Genomic DNA, 17,156 nt, shown 5'->3' with positions numbered 1-17,156 from the left:
AATCGCTAGATATCCATATAAATAGGGCATTCTGCAGTTTGAACAGTCTGTGTGGATCACAGATTGCTGAGAAACTTGTTTTTCAACATCGTCTATCGCGTGATAAAGCGGACAATCCGGTCGACAAGCCCGGTATAAGGCGGTTTGATCATATCCGTTGATGCAGGCGTATATTTGGTCAGAACCGGCATGGCCTTGGAGAAGGTGAGGAAGCCTTCTTTGCCGTGGTAGTGTCCCATACCGCTATGACCCACGCCGCCAAAAGGCAGATCCCCACAGGCGAAATGGTAGAGCGTGTCATTGATACAGACGCCGCCTGCAACGATATGAGAAAGCACAGTGTCGATTTCAGCCGTGTTATCGCTGAAGCAATAAAGCGCCAGCGGTCGCTCGTGTCCCAAAACATAGGCGATCGCCTCATCAATTGATCGATAGCTGATAATCGGCAACAAGGGGCCGAAAATCTCTTCATTCATGATTGCGCTGGTCGGCGCTGGCTCAAGAATAGCGGTTGGTGTCATCAATCGCGGATGGCTTGCTGTGGCAGAGCTCTCCAGAAGCGGAATGATGGCTTCGCTTTTGTCTTCCGCATCGTGCAACAGATTGGAAAGACGCGCATACTGCATATCGTTGATGATTGTCGTGCGGTCGTTTTCCGCTGTGCCGGCACTATAACGCCTTTGCGTTTCCTCGCGCAGCAAGGCGACGAATGCATCGCGTTTGCTTTGATGTATCAGCACATAATCGGGCGCAATGCAGGTTTGGCCCGCGTTAAAATATTTGCCCGTAGCGATAGAGCTGGCCGCACGTTTAAGGTTGCTGTGATCGCTGATGATCGCCGGTGATTTGCCGCCCAGCTCCAAGGTTACGGGTGTGAGGGTTTCTGCAGCCGCTTTCATGATCTTTCGACCCACCGCCGTTGACCCTGTGAAGAACAGATGATCGAAGGGCAGGGTGGAAAACTCTGCTGAAAGACTGGCATCACCAAGAATGACGGTTGCCCGGTCATCCGGAAAAACATCGGCAATCAGTTTCCGCAAGAATTCAGACGTATTTGGCGTGTGTTCTGAGGGTTTCAGGAACACGTGATTGCCTGCAGCGATTGCCGCCACAAGTGGCGCAAGCGCAAGATTGACCGGATAATTCCACGGCGAAATGATGCCGACCACACCCAGAGGCACAAAGCGCAGTTCTGCTTTTGCTGGCCAGAGCTTCCAGCCTGCCTTGCGACGCTGTGGCTTCATCCATCGCTTGAGGTGATGCAGCGTGTGGTCGATTTCGGCGAACACGACGCTTGCTTCACCCAACAGCGTTTCATGCACCGAACGGTTTCCGAAATCCGCATTGATGGCCTTCGCCATGTCATCAAGGCGCTCATGAAGCAGTTTACGGAGGCGGCGCAGGTCATCGACACGCTGTTCATAAGGTGGACGGTGGTCGATCCAGTTTTGTCGCAGGTGCTGGAATGTCGTCAGCAAAGTTTGCTGTGGCGACGTGGACTGGTCAGCGCTCATAGGCAAAGTTCTCCGTTGAACGCGCGAAGAGGAATTGCGCTACATAATAGGTGCTGAGGACCCAAAGACCAGCAAGGGGAATTGGCGTGTGGAAGCGGTTAAAGGCGAGAAGTGTGTCGCTTACCATGAAGAAGAGACCACCGGCAGCTGCGAGCGTCGCACTATAGCGCGCAATGGGTTCAAGTTTGTCTGAAAGCGCGCGGCTAACGGCCTGTGCAGCCATGACGCCAATTGCAGTCGCATAAATGACAACCGGAATTTTCATGGCTGATGGAACCGAACTCCACAGGCCCGCGATGATCGCGATTGCAAGGAATGCGAAGATCAGGAAAACGAGCTTGTTCTCCGCAAAGCGTGTCTTGCGACACAATGCGTAAATGTAAATGCAGTGGGTTATGAGGAAACAGATCAGCCCAACCAGAAAATAATCGCCCGGCAGCATCAGGAAAAAATCACCAGCTGCTGCGAAGGCCAACCCCAGAGCAATTGCAAATCCATAGCTTTTTGAGATGAGGCGTGGGGCGCACAGGATCGCGCAAAGCAGGAGTAATGTTGCCGTGGGCTTGGTCAGATAGTGTAGCCAGCGCCAGAAGGGTATTTCTCCATTCTGGCTCAACACGCTGCTTAACACGGCACAAATCGCGCTTACCAGAAACAGCCGGTAAAACAGGCCATTTCTTCCGAAATCGAGTAAGCCTTTGCGACGCATTTTTCTCCCCCTCTTGCATTATCTCAGGCCGATATTGTTATGGTTATTGAGCCTTTTTAATCCCTTTAGAGCGGCTCCAGTTAAGATTAAAACGTTGGAACCGCGTTTCACTACTCGTTTGTCTGTTCAGCCTCACGACGACGTTTACGACCGGTCCGTTCCGCACGCGTTGAAAGTTCAGTATTACCTTCGAGGTCTGACTGCAGAATGAGACCGTGTTGCCTAAGCCAGCGGATGATCTCCCCAAACTCAACATCATAGGCAGGTTGATCCATCTGATTTGCCCTTCAAATCGCATTGCGCAGAAGAAGGATGCGCGGAGTTCTCGCAAGTGGCAAGGCCCAAAGCATTGTGGGGCAAAGAAGCGATAGTCGGTTAACTATTTATTAACCAATCCTGCTCACTATAGAGCCATAGTTGTTGTCGTGACTGCGGATGTACCAGCACTGACAATAGCGCAAAAAGGCCGGGCAATTAGCCGGCCTTTTTCATTTTCAGCGTTCAATAGTACGGCAGGACGAGGCTATTACGCAGAATGCGAAGGGGCCGAGCGGCTTGGTGCGTCCGATTTGTTATTGCCCCAATCGCGATCCTTACGGTCTGTCGACTGACATCCCGATGCCGCCAAAGCAATTGTCATTACAGCGATGAGCGAGAATACCTGCTTCTTCATGTTATTCATTTCCTTTGGATTTCGAACTCAAGCGTTCGGGAAACCTGCTCGTTGAGCGGGAAGTCGGAAAGCTTGCGATGTGAGTGAAAAAGATAGAGACGGCTTATGTTTTCCAATCGAAGCACAGGTCCGTCTTTCATGTGCCAGATATGGCAATGATTTAACCTAAATCCACCCGCGGTGGGTCTAGTTTGAAACCGTTGATTTTCGGTTTCATTCATATTCAAAAAAACGGTGTTCTCAGGGTGTTTTGTGCCGGTTGAGAAAGTCGCTGCGCCTGTAGTGAAAGGAAACTGCCTGCGGAAATTGGGGCAACAAAAAAGCCCGCTTGCGCGGGCTTTTTGGGGTGCTTCTGGACCTTGGTAGTGGTCTGAAGACTTAGAAATGGTGCCAGAAGAGGACCTGAATAGTGATGTTAAGTATTTGTAATTTAATAATAAAATAAATCTTAATTTCGTTGATGCCATCAATAATGCCATCAAATTGAGCAGATGGAATAATGCGGGCACGCCACACTGAGTTTTAACTGTGGAAAAGACAAGTCTCAACTGTCTCTCCGTGATCAAGACTTTCCCCTGTAGTCCAGAATGATCTGATTTCTATGGCACCATGGAAAGGACGATTCTAATGGATCGAGATCATAAAGAACAGTACACACCTGACCGTGACATTGTGCAGCCTTTAATCACGCTGGTGGATCTGAATAAATTTTGGATTGGCGTTGGTGTTGCAATTGAATGGATCGCCATGCGCGGCAAGCCTATGACGTTGGATCAATATTACAAACGGGAAGATGAAGCAGCACTGGCGCTTGTAACAATTTTGGCGGATATGCCCGCAGAACAAGCAGAAGCGTATGTCAGGGGCGCGGATGAAAGCAAGCCAGGACCATTGATCCCCATACCTAGCGGGATCTGGCCGCAAACGGCAACTTCAGATTCGAATGACAGTGGACAGCTGTACCGTTTGATCGGGACCGACGATCACGACGAATGGGATGGCGCCATTCTGAGCGCTCAGCTAAGTGGCTACCGCAAGATTCAAGTTAGATCTGACTTCATAAAGGATAACTGGCCGGAAGACGTGGAAAAAACGACCGCCCCGTCGGCTGGGCGCGTTGTATCACAGGCGCAACTCCGACGCCTTATCGAGAAGATTTTGAACGAAACCCCAAGTGAATTGGCGCCGCTCACACAGAGGGAGATAATCGAGCTTGTTAACCGCTGTATTCCGGGCGCCCCGCGGGACAATATTCGCCAAATTTATAAAGAACTTGTGCCTAATCAAAAGCCAGGTCCCCGCGGTCCGCGCAACCCAGATCGACAAACTAAGATCAATGAATTGCGCGAAGAATTAGTCGCCGCGCAATTGCACAATTAGGATTCCAACCAAGTCTACGGCAGGCTCCACGCATCCCCCCGGAATTATCTGGGATTAAATGGAGCTAATGTAATGCAGGACTTTTCAACGCTTTCTATCGCTCAGACCGCTCGCTTTCTTGGGATTGGCCGCTCCACGCTCTACAATCTGATCAAGGATGGCCGTCTTCCAGTCCGCAAACTTGGTAAGCGTACCCTTATTCTCCGTGACGACCTCGACCAGTTTGTTGCATCGCTGCCGGTCAAGGGCCCGCGCGATTAGGTCGCCTGTTCAGGGGCGGCACTTATCGCCCGTGGTAGCGAATAATGAAGCCCAGCAAACTAGGGCTTCAACTGTTTAGCGGAAACCTGCATGCGGAAAATCAATCAAGGTAACGATGCTGTCAGTCCAGAAGTGATTGCCGAGCGTATGTTCGGTAAGACTGACGGCAACAATATTGAAAAGTTTCACAATGCTTATGCTGAAGCAAGCCAAGCGCGAGTACCATGCAAAACTCCGAAACCAGCTGATGCGACTAGCTTCGTTACAGCCGCCGAGATTGCAGCAATTGGCGCTTCCGATACAGATACTAAACAAGAAATATCTTTAGCAGTTGAGCACGATTTATCGACCATTTCAGCGGTCAAACAGCGTAAACAAAAATCATACAGTGATAAGAATCCGTTTGAACGCCAGGTCAACGGCGAATGCGCACGTCTTATGACCGTCAAAGAGGTGGCAACCTATCTGAGCGTCAGTATTTCTAAAGTCTGGCGCTTAGGTAAATATGATATCGATTTTCCGAAGCCTGTTCACATCTCCGGATCAACACGGTGGGACCGACACTCAATTGATAGCTACCTGGATCGTCTCCAGACTGTTGCGCATTCAGGCAAATAAGCATGTCGCGGCGCCACGATCCCACCAAAGCTCGTCGTCATTGGGTATACACCCGTGAGCAAGTTTGCCAGAGTTTCGATATTGGTGAAAGCACGATCACGAATTGGATCAAGCGTGGATTGAAGCCAGTTGACGAAAAACGCCCCCAGCTTTTCGCTGGATATGAACTTCGTCGCTTTGTTACCATTACGCGCTGGCCATTTGGACGCTCGCCCGAAAATGGTCGGATATTCTGCTCATTCTGCAACAAATTTATGGCGCTAGTGCACGGATCAATAAATGCTCTTCCGAAGGGAATAACATGCTACGAGGTAACAGGAAACTGCTTGGATTGCCACAACATGCTACAAGCCAGCATCCGATCCAGCGGTCTGCCTGAGATTTATGCGGCATCTACCAATACCCCTAAGGACTCGTCCGACGTATTGTATGATGGGGTTCCCGGAAATATTGGGAGAAGCGGCTCGCCAGTCCCCCCGGAAACTAACAGTTTCAATATACGCTGGCTTTACCTCTATACGGTCTACCTCGAGAACCACCAGAATTTGGATGTGCGAACGGTAGATGAACATCTTCGTTCTCTCGCCAGATTGAGCGCATTTCTCAATCACAAGCCTTTCGGCAAGATAGCAATTGACGATTGTCGCAAGTTCAAGGAAGAGCTACGCGGTCGTCGTCTTCTTATGGGGCGAGGCGCGCTAAGCAGCTCAACCGTTTCGCACACACTGGACCGGTGCCGTGCATTCTTCGATTGGCTGCAACGGCAACTTGATGTCGACATCCATCCAGATCTCGCTGGCTATTTCAGTCTTTCCCGGAGAGAGCGCGCCGTCGAAGCAAGCACCGTAAAGGGGACCAGTCTAACCTTCGACCAAGCTCTTTGCATTTTTACAGCCATGACCCGCGCAAATCCGGTCGAGCTGCGTAATCGTGCAATTGTGGCGATGTTTATCGTAACGGGAATACGTATTGCGGCGTTGGTCACGCTGCGTGGTAAACACGTAAACATTCGTACTCGGTGGATCAATCAGGATCCACGAGAGGTGGACACGAAGCTCGGAAAGTACATAAGAACCTATTGCCTCGATCTTGGCTCAGGACTTCTTGAAGCTCTAGACGCATGGGCAGATTGGCGTGGAGCGAATGGCTTCGATCATGACGCCCCTTTCTTTCTTCCGGACCGCTATATTCAAGCGAACGCCCTTGGCTTCGGCTATAGAGGCAATCAAACCGAACCGGCGCAGTGCTGGAAATCGGAAGATTCTGTTCAGCGGATTATTAAAGAGGCAGCTCAGGCAGCCGAAGTCTTGAGCGGTAATATCTCCTCACATGATTTTCGAAAGGTACTCCACCCATTTTTAACCAAGCGCGGCAATATGACGATCGAAGATGAGGTCGCACTGCAACTCAACCTTGGCCATACGCCGCAGGAAATTATACGGAAACACTATTCGTCAATGCAGGACAGTGAACGGGAAGAAGTTCTTGATGATCTTTGTCGCCGAGCTCTGACAAGTCGTTCGGAACTTGACCTCTATCTTGCCTTCGAACGGAAGGAAATCGTGGAATCAGATCAGGATTTTCGAAGAGCCAAGGAGATTTTCCACCGTAATGCGCGCATCTAACAGTTTAAAGCGGACTGGAGGCTTTCGTGCGCTTCTTTGGCTGTATTGGTTTAAGCTATCCGGCCGATTTTGAGAGGGTTGCCTTAGGTGCGAATTCAAGATCTTATGTCGAAAGTCATATTCATCCGCACCCATTGCAGCTAATTAGTTATCGGGCATCAAGCAGCGTGGAGGTTCCTTTGCTACGTCACGCCGACGATCTTTGGTCTAATCTTGCCGACCATGGAGCCCCGAATGAGGCGATGGTTGAAACATGGTTTGTGCTGCCCTTATTAGAAGCTCTTGGGCACAACCCACTCCACGTTGCCTCCAAAGTTCCGGTTCAGTTCCAAGAAGGTCGTAAACAACGCCCGGGTCGGAAACCTGAAGCTGACTTTGTGGTGTACGCGGAGAAGCCGTTTTGTAGAGAAACTTCCCTAATCGTTGTGGAAACTAAACACCCAAACGAGCCGCTTGATGGTGGTAAAGACCAAGGGGAGTCCTATGCGAACGCATTACGTGCACCTGTCCTAATGTTGACTAACGGTAAGCAACTAGAGGTATGGCAGCTCCAGCAGGCAATAGAGAGCGAATGCGTTTTTTCGTGCGACGTCGCTGAGCTTAGGCAGCATAGGGCCATACTTGAGAACATTCTTTCACTTAGGGCGTTGCGCAGCAGCTGCTCACTTCTCGCACACAAACGGTTCGATGTGCTCTCAAGTGATCTAGGTGATTATGAACGCGCTGCGCATCAACGTGTTGAACATGGCGCCCAGCAGTCGATTGAGCGGCAACTCCTGGATCACGTTACTAAACAAAGACTTAGTAGCCGCGAGCTTCTGGGGCTTGTTGGAAAGGGAGCTATTGTGACGGCCGCCTCCGGTTACGGCAAGACGGTACTGGCTCGCAAACTTCTTTACGAGGCGATCGAGCAGCGGTGGGCAGACCCGACGAAAGCTTTACCGGTTGATGTGTTTGTCCCGGATCTAGTGCAGTCTGGGAAGTCGCTCGAAGATTTTCTGACAAATCGGATACAGGCGTACAAACCTGGCTTTTCCAACGCAGCGCTACAGGACATTGCGCGCCGTGACGGGCTGATCGTGATAGCGGACAGCTTCGAAAGAGTGGATCGGTTAGGCCGGTCCTGGTTGGAAGCGCAATTGCGTACTTTCCTCGCTGATTACCCCAAGGCACTCGTATACGTCACTTCACGCTCTCAAGTCGCCCCTAGACAGTTGGAATTACCTGTACTGGCATTGCAACATTACAGCCACGGCGAACTGAGCGATCTTGCGGCGCTCCGCTCGCAGACGTTGGATAGCGTTAACCAAATGTTCGCGGGTGCTCCTAATCACGTGTACCGTCTTGGTGAAATCCCACTAATCGCCGATTTGATGCTGAATTACTATTCGACCGCTCGCTCTCACCCAACTGACCTCTCCATCTTGTTCGAGGGTTGGCTGGAGCAGATTCTCGCAGCATCTGATCCCGTTGATCGCTCCTTTGACCGGCAGTTGCTTGAGGACATCGCCGTGGTAACTGTCAATGGTCCTATAAATGTGGTAAAAGCTGGAGAACTTGCAACTAATCACATAGACCCACAAGGGACTCTGCGCAGGCTGGCCGAGCAGGACGCGATTAGTCTGCAGGGTACAACTGTTGAGCTCAAGCACGAAGCCTTGGCGGACCATCTGCGTGCCAATCGATTCTGGATTAATCCGTCTGTCAATCCGGCTCAGCTGGATGCTCTGTTGTTTGACCCGTCATCCCTGTTCGGATTACTCATCGTTTCGAACGCACCAACCGTGGAGACACGCGGTGCAGCTTGGGAAGCGGTAGCCCGTCAGAACATTCAAATAGCTATTCGTAGTTTACGGTTCACCGGATTTGACAAAGTATTTTCTACAGTTGCCACAGAGGCTGACGCTCGTCGCCTCGCTTCTGATCTTCAGAGTACATTGGAAACCCTTATCAACGTTCATTTCAAAGTCGTGGCTCCAGCATTGAGAGCAGAGCTCGCAGGACAGATGGTGGAGCGGTTGGGGGTCATCACAAGCGTCGATGAAGCGTTCATTCACTACCAGTTTTTCGATGCTAATACTGTTGAGGAACCGATATCAATCGTCGGGATACAAGAATTGCAACGTGCACCGCGAATGTATTGTCATGCCCTAAGTAAGATGGGTTTAGGCCCAGGAGCTGGACGAGTTCTTGCTGTTAAGCGAATGGAGGAGGCGCTTAAGGAACTGATCAGGGAGAGAAACCTGATCGGTGGTCGTGTTTGGACGGAAGAACGCACATTTGGCCGCCTTCGACACCTCGCGCGTCAATATGAAGCCCCCATCGACCCTACGCAATTCGACAAGGCACTTATGTTTCTCCAGCCGCACGCTGGCAGTTTGGTGGACGGCAATGGCCCGAATAAGGGGCAAACATTTCTCGTCGACGAACTCATTGCCGATTTGCGTGGGCTTTGCGAGCAGGGCGTCAACAGACTCGAACGTTGGTGGCACGAACTTGACGAACTAAACCTCGGCGATGTCAACGATCAGCAACGCTTTAGCCGAACGCTCGATGCGTACTACTGTCGATGCGAGATCGCCTACGATGAAGTAGTAACACACTCGCTACCAGATATAGGCCCCTATCTTCGCACATTTCGGTTGATGCCGCTGCGGATGGAGATCGTTGCTGAACGACAGAACCGAGAGGGCTGCGAGGGCATCTCACTAAGCAGGCGGCAATGGCCTGTGCGGAGTTTTGAGGAGGCAGGAGCGGACGTCACATTCAGTGACGAGCGCCCGGACCACTACAGCCAAGAAGCGGTTAAGTGGTACGTTGATCGGACGGACCAACTTCTTCATCAGTTCGAACGTCACTTCGATGATCGTGTTATCTCATGGGGCGGACATTGTGTACCAGACTTGAAGGGTTACGACACGGCATTCGGCAAGCTGCCCGATGAAAGCGCGATTGTATCCGGTGCTATGGAATGGTTGATGAAGGACCTCCGAGACCTTTTCTCCGAAGTACCAAATGGGCAATGGCAGAACCGTTAGCTAATGAGGATATGAGAGATATGGGATATTAAAAGATATCGATCGACCTAACCTGCTTTAAAGCTGTCAATCTACTCGCGTCGGCTGGTCTAAGTCGCAACACTATTGTTTTTCTGTCCGTAATCGTTTGCCAGGACTAACGATCGGATAGACCGGGCGATAGATGTTTTTGAGAGGGCTGTACGTTGGCATAATAACACCTCTGCGATAGACGAATGGAAACTCGTTATGTAAGTAAGTTGAATGGGGGAAAATAGATGCCATCGTTAAAGACAAATCTAGTTAAAAGAATCGACCGGCTTCCTAAACCGGCCAACGCAGCTGACGCTATGCAACCACTTTTTGAAGCGGTCAGTAACTCGATCCACAGCACGCAGGATAGGTTCAAGGAAAACGTCGCGACCGAAGGGAAAATCATAGTCACCCTCACCATGGCACGCCGACAAGCGCCCTCAAAAATACTGGTTGAAGACAATGGCGTGGGGCTCGATATCAAAAATTATGAGGCGTTCACCACAACCGATACCGACAATAAAATTGCTCGCGGAGGCAAGGGCGTTGGACGGCTGTTGTGGTTGGATTGCTTTGAATCAATCAGCGTACTTAGCACTTCGATCGAGAAAAGCGTTCTGAAAACCCGGAAGTTTCGTTTTGTCCTCTCGCAATCCGACCAGATACAAGATTATTTTGAGAGCAAACTCGATAATGAGGCTCTAAATCCGGGATTGTTGGTTACGTTCGATGGCCTCCGCGACAATGGCTATCGGGCCAAATTCCCCGGTCGCCCAGCATATGTCTTCCAGCATTTTACGTCTCATTTCTTGCCAACCTTCATCGGATCAAGGTCGCCTCGCATCACAGTGCACTGCGGTGACGAAACCCGACATTATCCCGATGAAATTAATTCGATTATACATCGCCGGGAGACGATCGAGAATATCTCGACTGCGGATTACGGGCTGCTCACTTTCACTTTGATGGAATGCGATAAAGTGGCAAGTGCAGATCTGCAGGGGTCGCATTTCGTTCATTTCATCGCCCATGACCGAACGGTTCATTCTCAAAAAATCGACGGCAAACTCGGCTTGAAATACTTTGGGGTGAATGAGGATCGGGTTTTCCACGCTGTTCTGACCGGCAAATTCCTGGACGACAACGTCAACCAAGAGCGGACGAAGTTCCAGTTCGAGGACGCGGTTCTTGAGCGTATTGTGAACGACGTTTGTACGCCTTATATCGAGAAATTTCTGGCCGAACCTTTACAAACGCTGCGCCGGGATCAACGAACAAGGGTCAAGGCAATCACTGAATCCTATCCCTCTGTCGCATTCGGCAACGTCGATGAACTGCAAGAAAAGCTTCCTTCGGGTGAGCTAAACGATGATGCGATTTTTGGGCATCTATCGCGTGAGCGTTATCGCCGCGACCAGCGGCAGGCAGAAAAAATCCGAGGAGTTCTGGAGCGGTTAAAGGAGCCATCTGTAGACGTTAATTCCTTTGCGAGCGCGATCGAGGCCGCGGGCAAGGCAATCGAGGAGGCGGAACAGAAAAGCCTCACTGAGTACATCGTTCGCCGAAAGGTCGTGCTCGATTTCATCGAAATACTGCTGCACAAAGTCCGCGATGATGCGCGTGATAGCAGCTATCAGCGCGAAGATATTTTACACTCATTTATCTGCCCCCTGCGGATCAACACGTTATCGGATGGCACTAAAAAGGTTGTGTCAGCTGCGTCGCACGACCTTTGGATAATTGACGAGCGTTTGACCTTTGCTCAGTATTTCAGTTCGGATGAGGAGTTCCATAATCTTTCTAATGCGGTCGCCAGCGACGAACGGCCGGATGTTCTGATTTTTGATCACGTACACGGCTTGCGTCAGACCGACGATCCCTCGCGCGTACTTCTGGTTGAGTTTAAGCGCCCAGGGCGAACCAGCTATGCTGCGGACGAGAACCCTCAGCATCAGGTCGAGCGCTATGTACGGCGACTCTTGGAAGGAGGAAAGCTGGACGTCAAGGGGCGCCCCATAAAGCTGAAAGAGGACACTGTCTTCTACTGCTTCATCATTGCCGACGTGGTGGGCAAGATGGACGAATGGACTTATTCGTGGGACCGCACGGCAGATGGTCGTGGGCGCTTCTACCAGCCGCGCTCCGGTTTCAAAGGTTCGATCGAACTCATCGCATGGGATACCCTTCTCAGTGATGCCAGAGAGCGGAATCAGGCCTTCTTCGATCGCGCGGGAATCTCGGGCAACAGCTTCTTCGTCGAGGCGCAAGAAACCTCCCATCAGCGGATAAGGTTCGAGGACGAACTCGCCACCGAGACAGTGGCGCCAGCTGATGCGACGACGGCCTGATCTCAGTAGGGAGCGACACATGCAAACATATGACGTGGGCGAGAACGGCGAATTGAATACCTGCGGAGCGCGCGCAGGTTTTACCTTTGATAGGAATATTATCGATTGGCTCGACACCAACGCAAATCTTGACGATCGCATTCTACTAAGTCTCGAAAGCCCAAGTGCAAGGACCATAGTTATTGTCTTGTCAGAAGTTATATCGAAGGGGGTGTGGGGTCATCCGGCGCAGCGCGATGTCTTTGCATACGATAAGCTCACGTCCACTTTGAAATCTTACAGCAGAATCTGGAAAGAGCGTATGGGTTTGGTTGCGGATGTTGCGGACAAGCTGGTGCCAGCCGACGCTATAGGCGCTCATTACGATGACCTTCTGCACGCATTTTTGGAAAAGGTGGGTAGATGTGCGCAGATATTCCGGTCTAGAAGCTTCTTGGAAGCTTAGGGGCCTAAATGCCGCGTATTCCTGTCAATTCTGATATTCCGGTATATCTCGCATTGTCGCTCGACGCGGATCTCCAGCGTCGCATTGATGGCCGTGCGCTGGTCATTGTTCCCGATGCCGGTGACTGGAACGATTTCGGGTCCAGATTGCGAGCCGACTTGCACCTTATAGGGGTTGAGGACGCCGAAGGTCCGCTTCGTATGCGGCTTTTGATCCAGGGTTGGAATGCGCCGCGGAGCTATTTCATCGATGAGCTCAACCTAGATGAAGCCGAACAACCGAGGATACGTAATATCAGGCAGATCAACGAGCCGTTCGTTTCAGTACTGGAGAGCGAAAACGACTATCGCACGCTCATCGATGTGCTCGGCTTTGACAACAGCATCGGTTGTCTTCGGCGCATGCACGACGCTGTGCTCGCGAGGGTGGAAGACGAGGCGAAGGACGAGCCAACACTTGCGCTCACCGGCACGGTTGACTTCCATCTGGGCGCACTTCGCGACGAAGCCACCTGGGTGGCCTTCCGCCAAGCCGATCGCTTTTTGACGCCCAACCGTCAGCCGGATGTCGAGGAGGCGGCAAACTCGTTTATGGTTGAGGCCAATTTACGCGGCATGACCGGGATACATGTCCTCGACGCTGATTTCGGCGAAGCATTTCCGTTGTCGCGCCGCGCGCTTGTATTGGTCGGTCAAAACGGAACGGGCAAGACTAGATTGTTCAAGGCGATGATCGACGGTTTGCGGGTAGCGCCTCCGTGGGACGAAGAATTCAACGTTGATCGTGCCGCCACCTTTGAGCCGCAGCCGCATTTTTCCCGACTGATCGTATTTTCGTCGGTGGCGTCGGACCCGTATCCGCAGTCGTTACCGCCGTGGGAGGGAATCGACTACCGATACCACCGAATGATTGGCTCATTCGGCGGTGAGGATGGCGGTCTGACGATGGCACTGATCGATTGTTTGCGCGCCGACAGCGGTACGCAGGGTTATGGACGCACGGGGGCCATGGCTCTGTTGAACTCCGTGCTTGAGCCGCTTGGCATTTCCGACAATCTCTTGGTCGAGTTAAACGAAGCGGGCGAGCTCGACACCCTTCCACCGCCGACACGTATCGAAGGCCGTGATTACTTCCCGGTGTTCCGTCGCATGAACGAGCAGCGTAATCTTCAGCTTTATGCCCGCATTAATACCGCTCGCCCACCGATCGTCGTGACCGGTCGCTTGCGTCCGCGCAATTTGAGTAGCGGTGAAGTCGCGCTGCTACGCTTCGCAGCCTATGCAGTTGCCTCGTTGCGTCGCGGGACCATTTTTCTATTCGATGAGCCCGAGACACATCTCCATCCCAACTACATCTCTCAATTCATGGAGATGCTTGACCGCTTACTCGAACAATCGGGATCGATAGCACTGATCGCGACCCATTCAGCATATGTTGTGCGCGAAGTGCCGCGACGACGGGTACGGATAATCACGCGCGATCCCGACGATGAGACAATCATGATCGATCCGCCCACCATGCAAACGTTTGGCGCAAGCATCGATACTATTTCACAGTTCGTATTCGGTGACGTTGGCCCCAAACACAGATTCCAAAACGTTATCGAGCAATATATCGAGGAGAATCCGGAAGCGACTCTAGGCCAAATCCGCCGAAGGTTTGAAGCCGATCTTAATCCAGAGACACTGTCCTATATCGCCGAGCTTGTCGCCCGGCGGAATCTGCACCAATGAAGTATCTTCCACTGCCGCCGGGAGCGGGCAATGGTGTCATTCTGCGGCAGTGCCTCAAGGCAGGCTGGCAGGGTCGGCAGGCGCTCTGGCTCGCAGCCGCTGCGAATTACCAAAGATGCCGCGGTAACCCGTGGCGAATGCTACCGGCAGGTTTCACCGGTGCAGACGCGGATGCTCTCTATGTGTTGTATGATAGCCGTGCAGGTTCGGGTCCGATTGCACGGATACGGCGGCCAGCGACCCTGTTTCAAAGCTGTCCGATGTGCGGTTCGCTCGGTGGACGCTCGCTCGATCATGCATTGCCTCGCAGACGCTTTCCTGAGTTTTCGATTCTGCATGAGAATCTCGTGCCGGCCTGTACGATGTGCAATACTGACGAGAAGGGGGGAACTTATCGCGGAACTCGCCGTCCAGAGCGATTCATCCATCCGTATTATGATCGTTGGGCATCGGACGCTCTTTGGCGTATTCAATTTGGTCCCGATCTCGATGCATTGCAATTCAAAGCTGTCGCGCTGCCGATGCTTTCCCGCAATCGTCGTCTTATCGTGGACTTCCATGTGCAAACGTTGCTCGGAAAGGAATGGCGCGACTCTGTGCGGCGACATTGGGGACCTTTGCCCGCCAAATTACATAGGCGTGTAGGTGCAGCGCCAACCGTGGACGTAATGCGAGCCGAGCTTGAGATACAACTGCGTGACGCAATAGATTTCTATGGCGTCAATTGCTGGGATGCGGGCTTCTTGCGCGGCGTACTCGCCGATCCATTAGTTGTGGCCAAGTTGATCTTGCGGGTGCAGGCGCTTCCAGCCTGAGCATCCTGAAGGCTGCTACGATTGCATGTTCGAAACGACGGCCTTCGGCCTCTCCAGTTAACTTATGCGGTCCAGAATACGCAGAAACCCCCTTTGATCTTCAGCTCGCCCTTCTGCCCTTCTTCAAGCAGTGGTGCCTCGTACGAGGCGGCGACCTAATGAGGGTGGAGTTCTACCGATAGGGCCGGAGGGTCTGCTACAACCAACACGGCGGCGAAGCCCGCTAGTCCGGTTCCTACCCCACGTTAGACATTGAATCTGAAAAGGCGAATGGCAGCACAACGAATTTCGCGAAGTCATTGCAATAATAGCATTTGCGTGCAAAGCAGTCGATGTAAGCCTGTCGAGTTGTCGATAAGCTGGAAGTTTATCGAACCCGTTTTGGTGGAGACCAATGTGCTAAAAATTTGCGTTACGGTTTAAGATGTTCGCCCATTAAACTTCATATACATCGTTCAAATCACCTAAGATTTCTGCAATTCGTTCTGACCACCAAACCGACATCTTGATGCGCTCATCCCAATAGGAAGCACGGTGGTAGGCTCGGCGCACTGCATTGCCACCGATGTGAGCCAATTCGGCTTCGATGGCGTCAGCACTCCAAGTGCTGCTTTCGTTTAATAGTGTTGAGGCGGTGGCGCGAAATCCGTGCGAGGTGGCATCGTCCTTGCTAAAACCCATCCGCCTGAGCGCTTGGTTCATTGTGTTCTCACTAATCGGTCGCTCAGTTGATGTACTAGATGGAAATACCAAGCGCAGATTGCCGGTGCGATTGCGTTGCTCCCGCAATATCTGTACGGCCAACGGCGGTAATGGCTTCTTGTGTGGGCGCCGCATTTTTGCGCGTTCAGCTGGGATTATCCAAACTGCATTTTCGAGGTCGAATTCATTCCATTCCGCTTGGCGGAGTTCGCCGGGGCGCGGATAAAGTAGAGCCATTAACTTCAGAGCCGTGCAGGTTTCTAACGTTCCCGAGTAAGCCCAGATCGATTTTAACAATTTGGCAAAGACGGTCCAGTCTGTGACGGCAGCCTGATGGGTGACTTTAGGCGCAATAATGGCACCCCTTAAACCAAAGGTCGGGTCATTCTCGGCTCGTGCCGTGGCAATTGCATAACGAAAGACCTGACTTATAACAGCACGCAGACGTCTGGCGGTTTCATAATTGCCTTGTGCTTCCACTCGCCGCAACGGTACGAGGATATCCGTTGCAGATATTTCCGTTATTTGTCTGTCTCCTAAGTCGTTTATCGCTAGGCTTACTAGCCAGCGCTTTTTTCCAAGTGTTGCTGCGGACTTGCCTTCGCGCGCATTTTTGTCCAGTAGTTCATCGGCCAATGCTGTGAAGCTATCTGTTACCAGTCGTTCACGAGCGACTTTCTCTTCTTTCTTTTTCGAAGAGGGGTCTATTCCGGATGCGAGGGTCTTACGCGCTGCGTCGCGGGCTGCGCGAGCTTCTGCAAGGGACACGTCTGGCCATGTTCCGAATGAAAGCTGCTTTTGTTTTCCCTCAAAGCGATAGACCATTCGCCAGAGCTTGCTTCCTGTGGGATTTACGACAAGTAAAAGTCCGCCGGAGTCGCCGTGCTTTGTGGGCTTAGCTGATGGCTTTAAGGCTCTTATGCGAGTGTCGTTCAAAGGCATTATGTTGGCATCCTGATATCCATTTGATGGCATTCCAGCAAAATGCCATCAATAATGCCATCAAATTGTTTGGATGCCACTGGCTGCTCATGGACGTACAAGGATAAAAGGCAACAAAAAAGCCCGCTTGCGCGGGCTTTTTGGGGTGCTTCTGGACCTTGGTAGTGGTCTGAAGACTTGGAAATGGTGCCCAGAAGAGGACTCGAACCTCCACGCCCTTGCGAGCGCCAGCACCTGAAGCTGGTGCGTCTACCAATTCCGCCATCTGGGCGACGAGGACCCATCTAAGGGGTAGGCCTCTCTCTGTCAATCGCGTTTTCGATATTCAATCAGCTTTTTTT

15 protein-coding genes and 1 tRNA gene are annotated in these 17,156 nt (G+C 51.8%); 9 read left to right on the top strand and 7 right to left on the bottom strand.

Translation table 11 applies throughout. The annotated features are described in order from the left end of the window. Positions 1-92 precede the first annotated feature (92 nt). The 5 genes from CEV32_RS15460 to CEV32_RS23480 all read right to left on the bottom strand — a co-directional run bounded on the left by CEV32_RS15460 (position 93) and on the right by CEV32_RS23480 (position 3,444). Complete coding sequence (locus tag CEV32_RS15460) at positions 93-1,514, bottom strand: coniferyl aldehyde dehydrogenase (RefSeq protein ID WP_094578023.1); 1,422 nt, start codon at positions 1,512-1,514, stop codon at positions 93-95. After that, a complete protein-coding gene (locus CEV32_RS15455) occupies positions 1,504-2,223 on the bottom strand; it encodes a lysoplasmalogenase (protein ID WP_094578022.1) in 720 nt (239 codons plus the stop codon). The genes CEV32_RS15460 and CEV32_RS15455 overlap by 11 nt, the downstream gene beginning before the upstream one ends. A 110-nt stretch (positions 2,224-2,333) precedes the next feature. Beyond that, entirely contained in the window at positions 2,334-2,498 is a 165-nt protein-coding gene (locus CEV32_RS23720; RefSeq protein WP_167382810.1) for a hypothetical protein, read from the bottom strand. 251 nt (positions 2,499-2,749) lie between these two features. Continuing rightward, positions 2,750-2,896 carry a transposase family protein gene (locus tag CEV32_RS23485; RefSeq protein ID WP_143128840.1) on the bottom strand — a complete coding sequence of 49 codons (147 nt, stop codon included), beginning with the start codon at positions 2,894-2,896 and terminating at the stop codon, positions 2,750-2,752. A gap of 5 nt (positions 2,897-2,901) precedes the next feature. Next, positions 2,902-3,444, bottom strand: coding sequence for a hypothetical protein (locus CEV32_RS23480; RefSeq protein WP_143128839.1), 543 nt, complete (start codon positions 3,442-3,444; stop codon positions 2,902-2,904). A 79-nt stretch (positions 3,445-3,523) separates the two neighbouring features. Here CEV32_RS23480 and CEV32_RS15450 point away from each other — a divergent pair, with 79 nt between their 5' ends. The 9 genes from CEV32_RS15450 (at position 3,524) to CEV32_RS15410 (ending at position 15,171) form a co-directional block, all read left to right on the top strand. Beyond that, positions 3,524-4,276, top strand: a complete 753-nt coding sequence (locus CEV32_RS15450) for a hypothetical protein (protein WP_094578021.1) — start codon at positions 3,524-3,526, stop codon at positions 4,274-4,276. 72 nt (positions 4,277-4,348) lie between these two features. Then, complete coding sequence (locus CEV32_RS15445; RefSeq protein WP_094578020.1) at positions 4,349-4,537, top strand: helix-turn-helix domain-containing protein; 189 nt, start codon at positions 4,349-4,351, stop codon at positions 4,535-4,537. Between the two features lie 90 nt (positions 4,538-4,627). Further along, the gene (locus CEV32_RS15440; protein WP_094578019.1) at positions 4,628-5,155 is read left to right on the top strand and encodes a helix-turn-helix transcriptional regulator; all 528 of its coding nucleotides are present in this window, start codon (positions 4,628-4,630) and stop codon (positions 5,153-5,155) included. 2 nt (positions 5,156-5,157) lie between these two features. Continuing rightward, positions 5,158-6,780, top strand: a complete 1,623-nt coding sequence (locus CEV32_RS15435) for a tyrosine-type recombinase/integrase (RefSeq protein WP_094578018.1) — start codon at positions 5,158-5,160, stop codon at positions 6,778-6,780. A gap of 26 nt (positions 6,781-6,806) precedes the next feature. Next, on the top strand, positions 6,807-9,818 hold the full coding sequence (locus CEV32_RS15430) for a type I restriction enzyme HsdR N-terminal domain-containing protein (RefSeq protein WP_143128838.1): 3,012 nt from the start codon (positions 6,807-6,809) through the stop codon (positions 9,816-9,818). 257 nt (positions 9,819-10,075) lie between these two features. Then, complete coding sequence (locus CEV32_RS15425) at positions 10,076-12,178, top strand: ATP-binding protein (protein WP_094578016.1); 2,103 nt, start codon at positions 10,076-10,078, stop codon at positions 12,176-12,178. Between the two features lie 19 nt (positions 12,179-12,197). After that, entirely contained in the window at positions 12,198-12,623 is a 426-nt protein-coding gene (locus CEV32_RS15420; RefSeq protein WP_094578015.1) for a hypothetical protein, read from the top strand. 8 nt (positions 12,624-12,631) lie between these two features. After that, positions 12,632-14,356: an AAA family ATPase gene (locus CEV32_RS15415; RefSeq protein ID WP_094578014.1), complete on the top strand. Its 1,725-nt coding sequence runs from the start codon at positions 12,632-12,634 to the stop codon at positions 14,354-14,356. Next, positions 14,353-15,171 (top strand): HNH endonuclease, encoded by an 819-nt coding sequence (locus CEV32_RS15410; protein WP_094578013.1) that lies wholly within the window; start codon positions 14,353-14,355, stop codon positions 15,169-15,171. Before CEV32_RS15415 ends, CEV32_RS15410 begins: the two co-directional genes overlap by 4 nt. Positions 15,172-15,606: 435 nt before the next feature. Here the strand turns inward: CEV32_RS15410 and CEV32_RS15405 are convergent, their stop codons facing one another. Together CEV32_RS15405 and CEV32_RS15400 are read right to left on the bottom strand one after the other, a co-directional pair. Beyond that, positions 15,607-16,815 (bottom strand): tyrosine-type recombinase/integrase, encoded by a 1,209-nt coding sequence (locus CEV32_RS15405; RefSeq protein ID WP_094578012.1) that lies wholly within the window; start codon positions 16,813-16,815, stop codon positions 15,607-15,609. Between the two features lie 184 nt (positions 16,816-16,999). Next, positions 17,000-17,086 (bottom strand) — tRNA-Leu (locus tag CEV32_RS15400). Positions 17,087-17,156 lie beyond the last annotated feature (70 nt).

The sequence above is a fragment of the Brucella rhizosphaerae genome, assembly GCF_002252475.1.
GTDB lineage: Bacteria > Pseudomonadota > Alphaproteobacteria > Rhizobiales > Rhizobiaceae > Brucella > Brucella rhizosphaerae.
The sequence above is the reverse complement of the archived record's forward strand: the minus strand, read 5'-3'. Positions and strand labels throughout refer to the sequence as shown.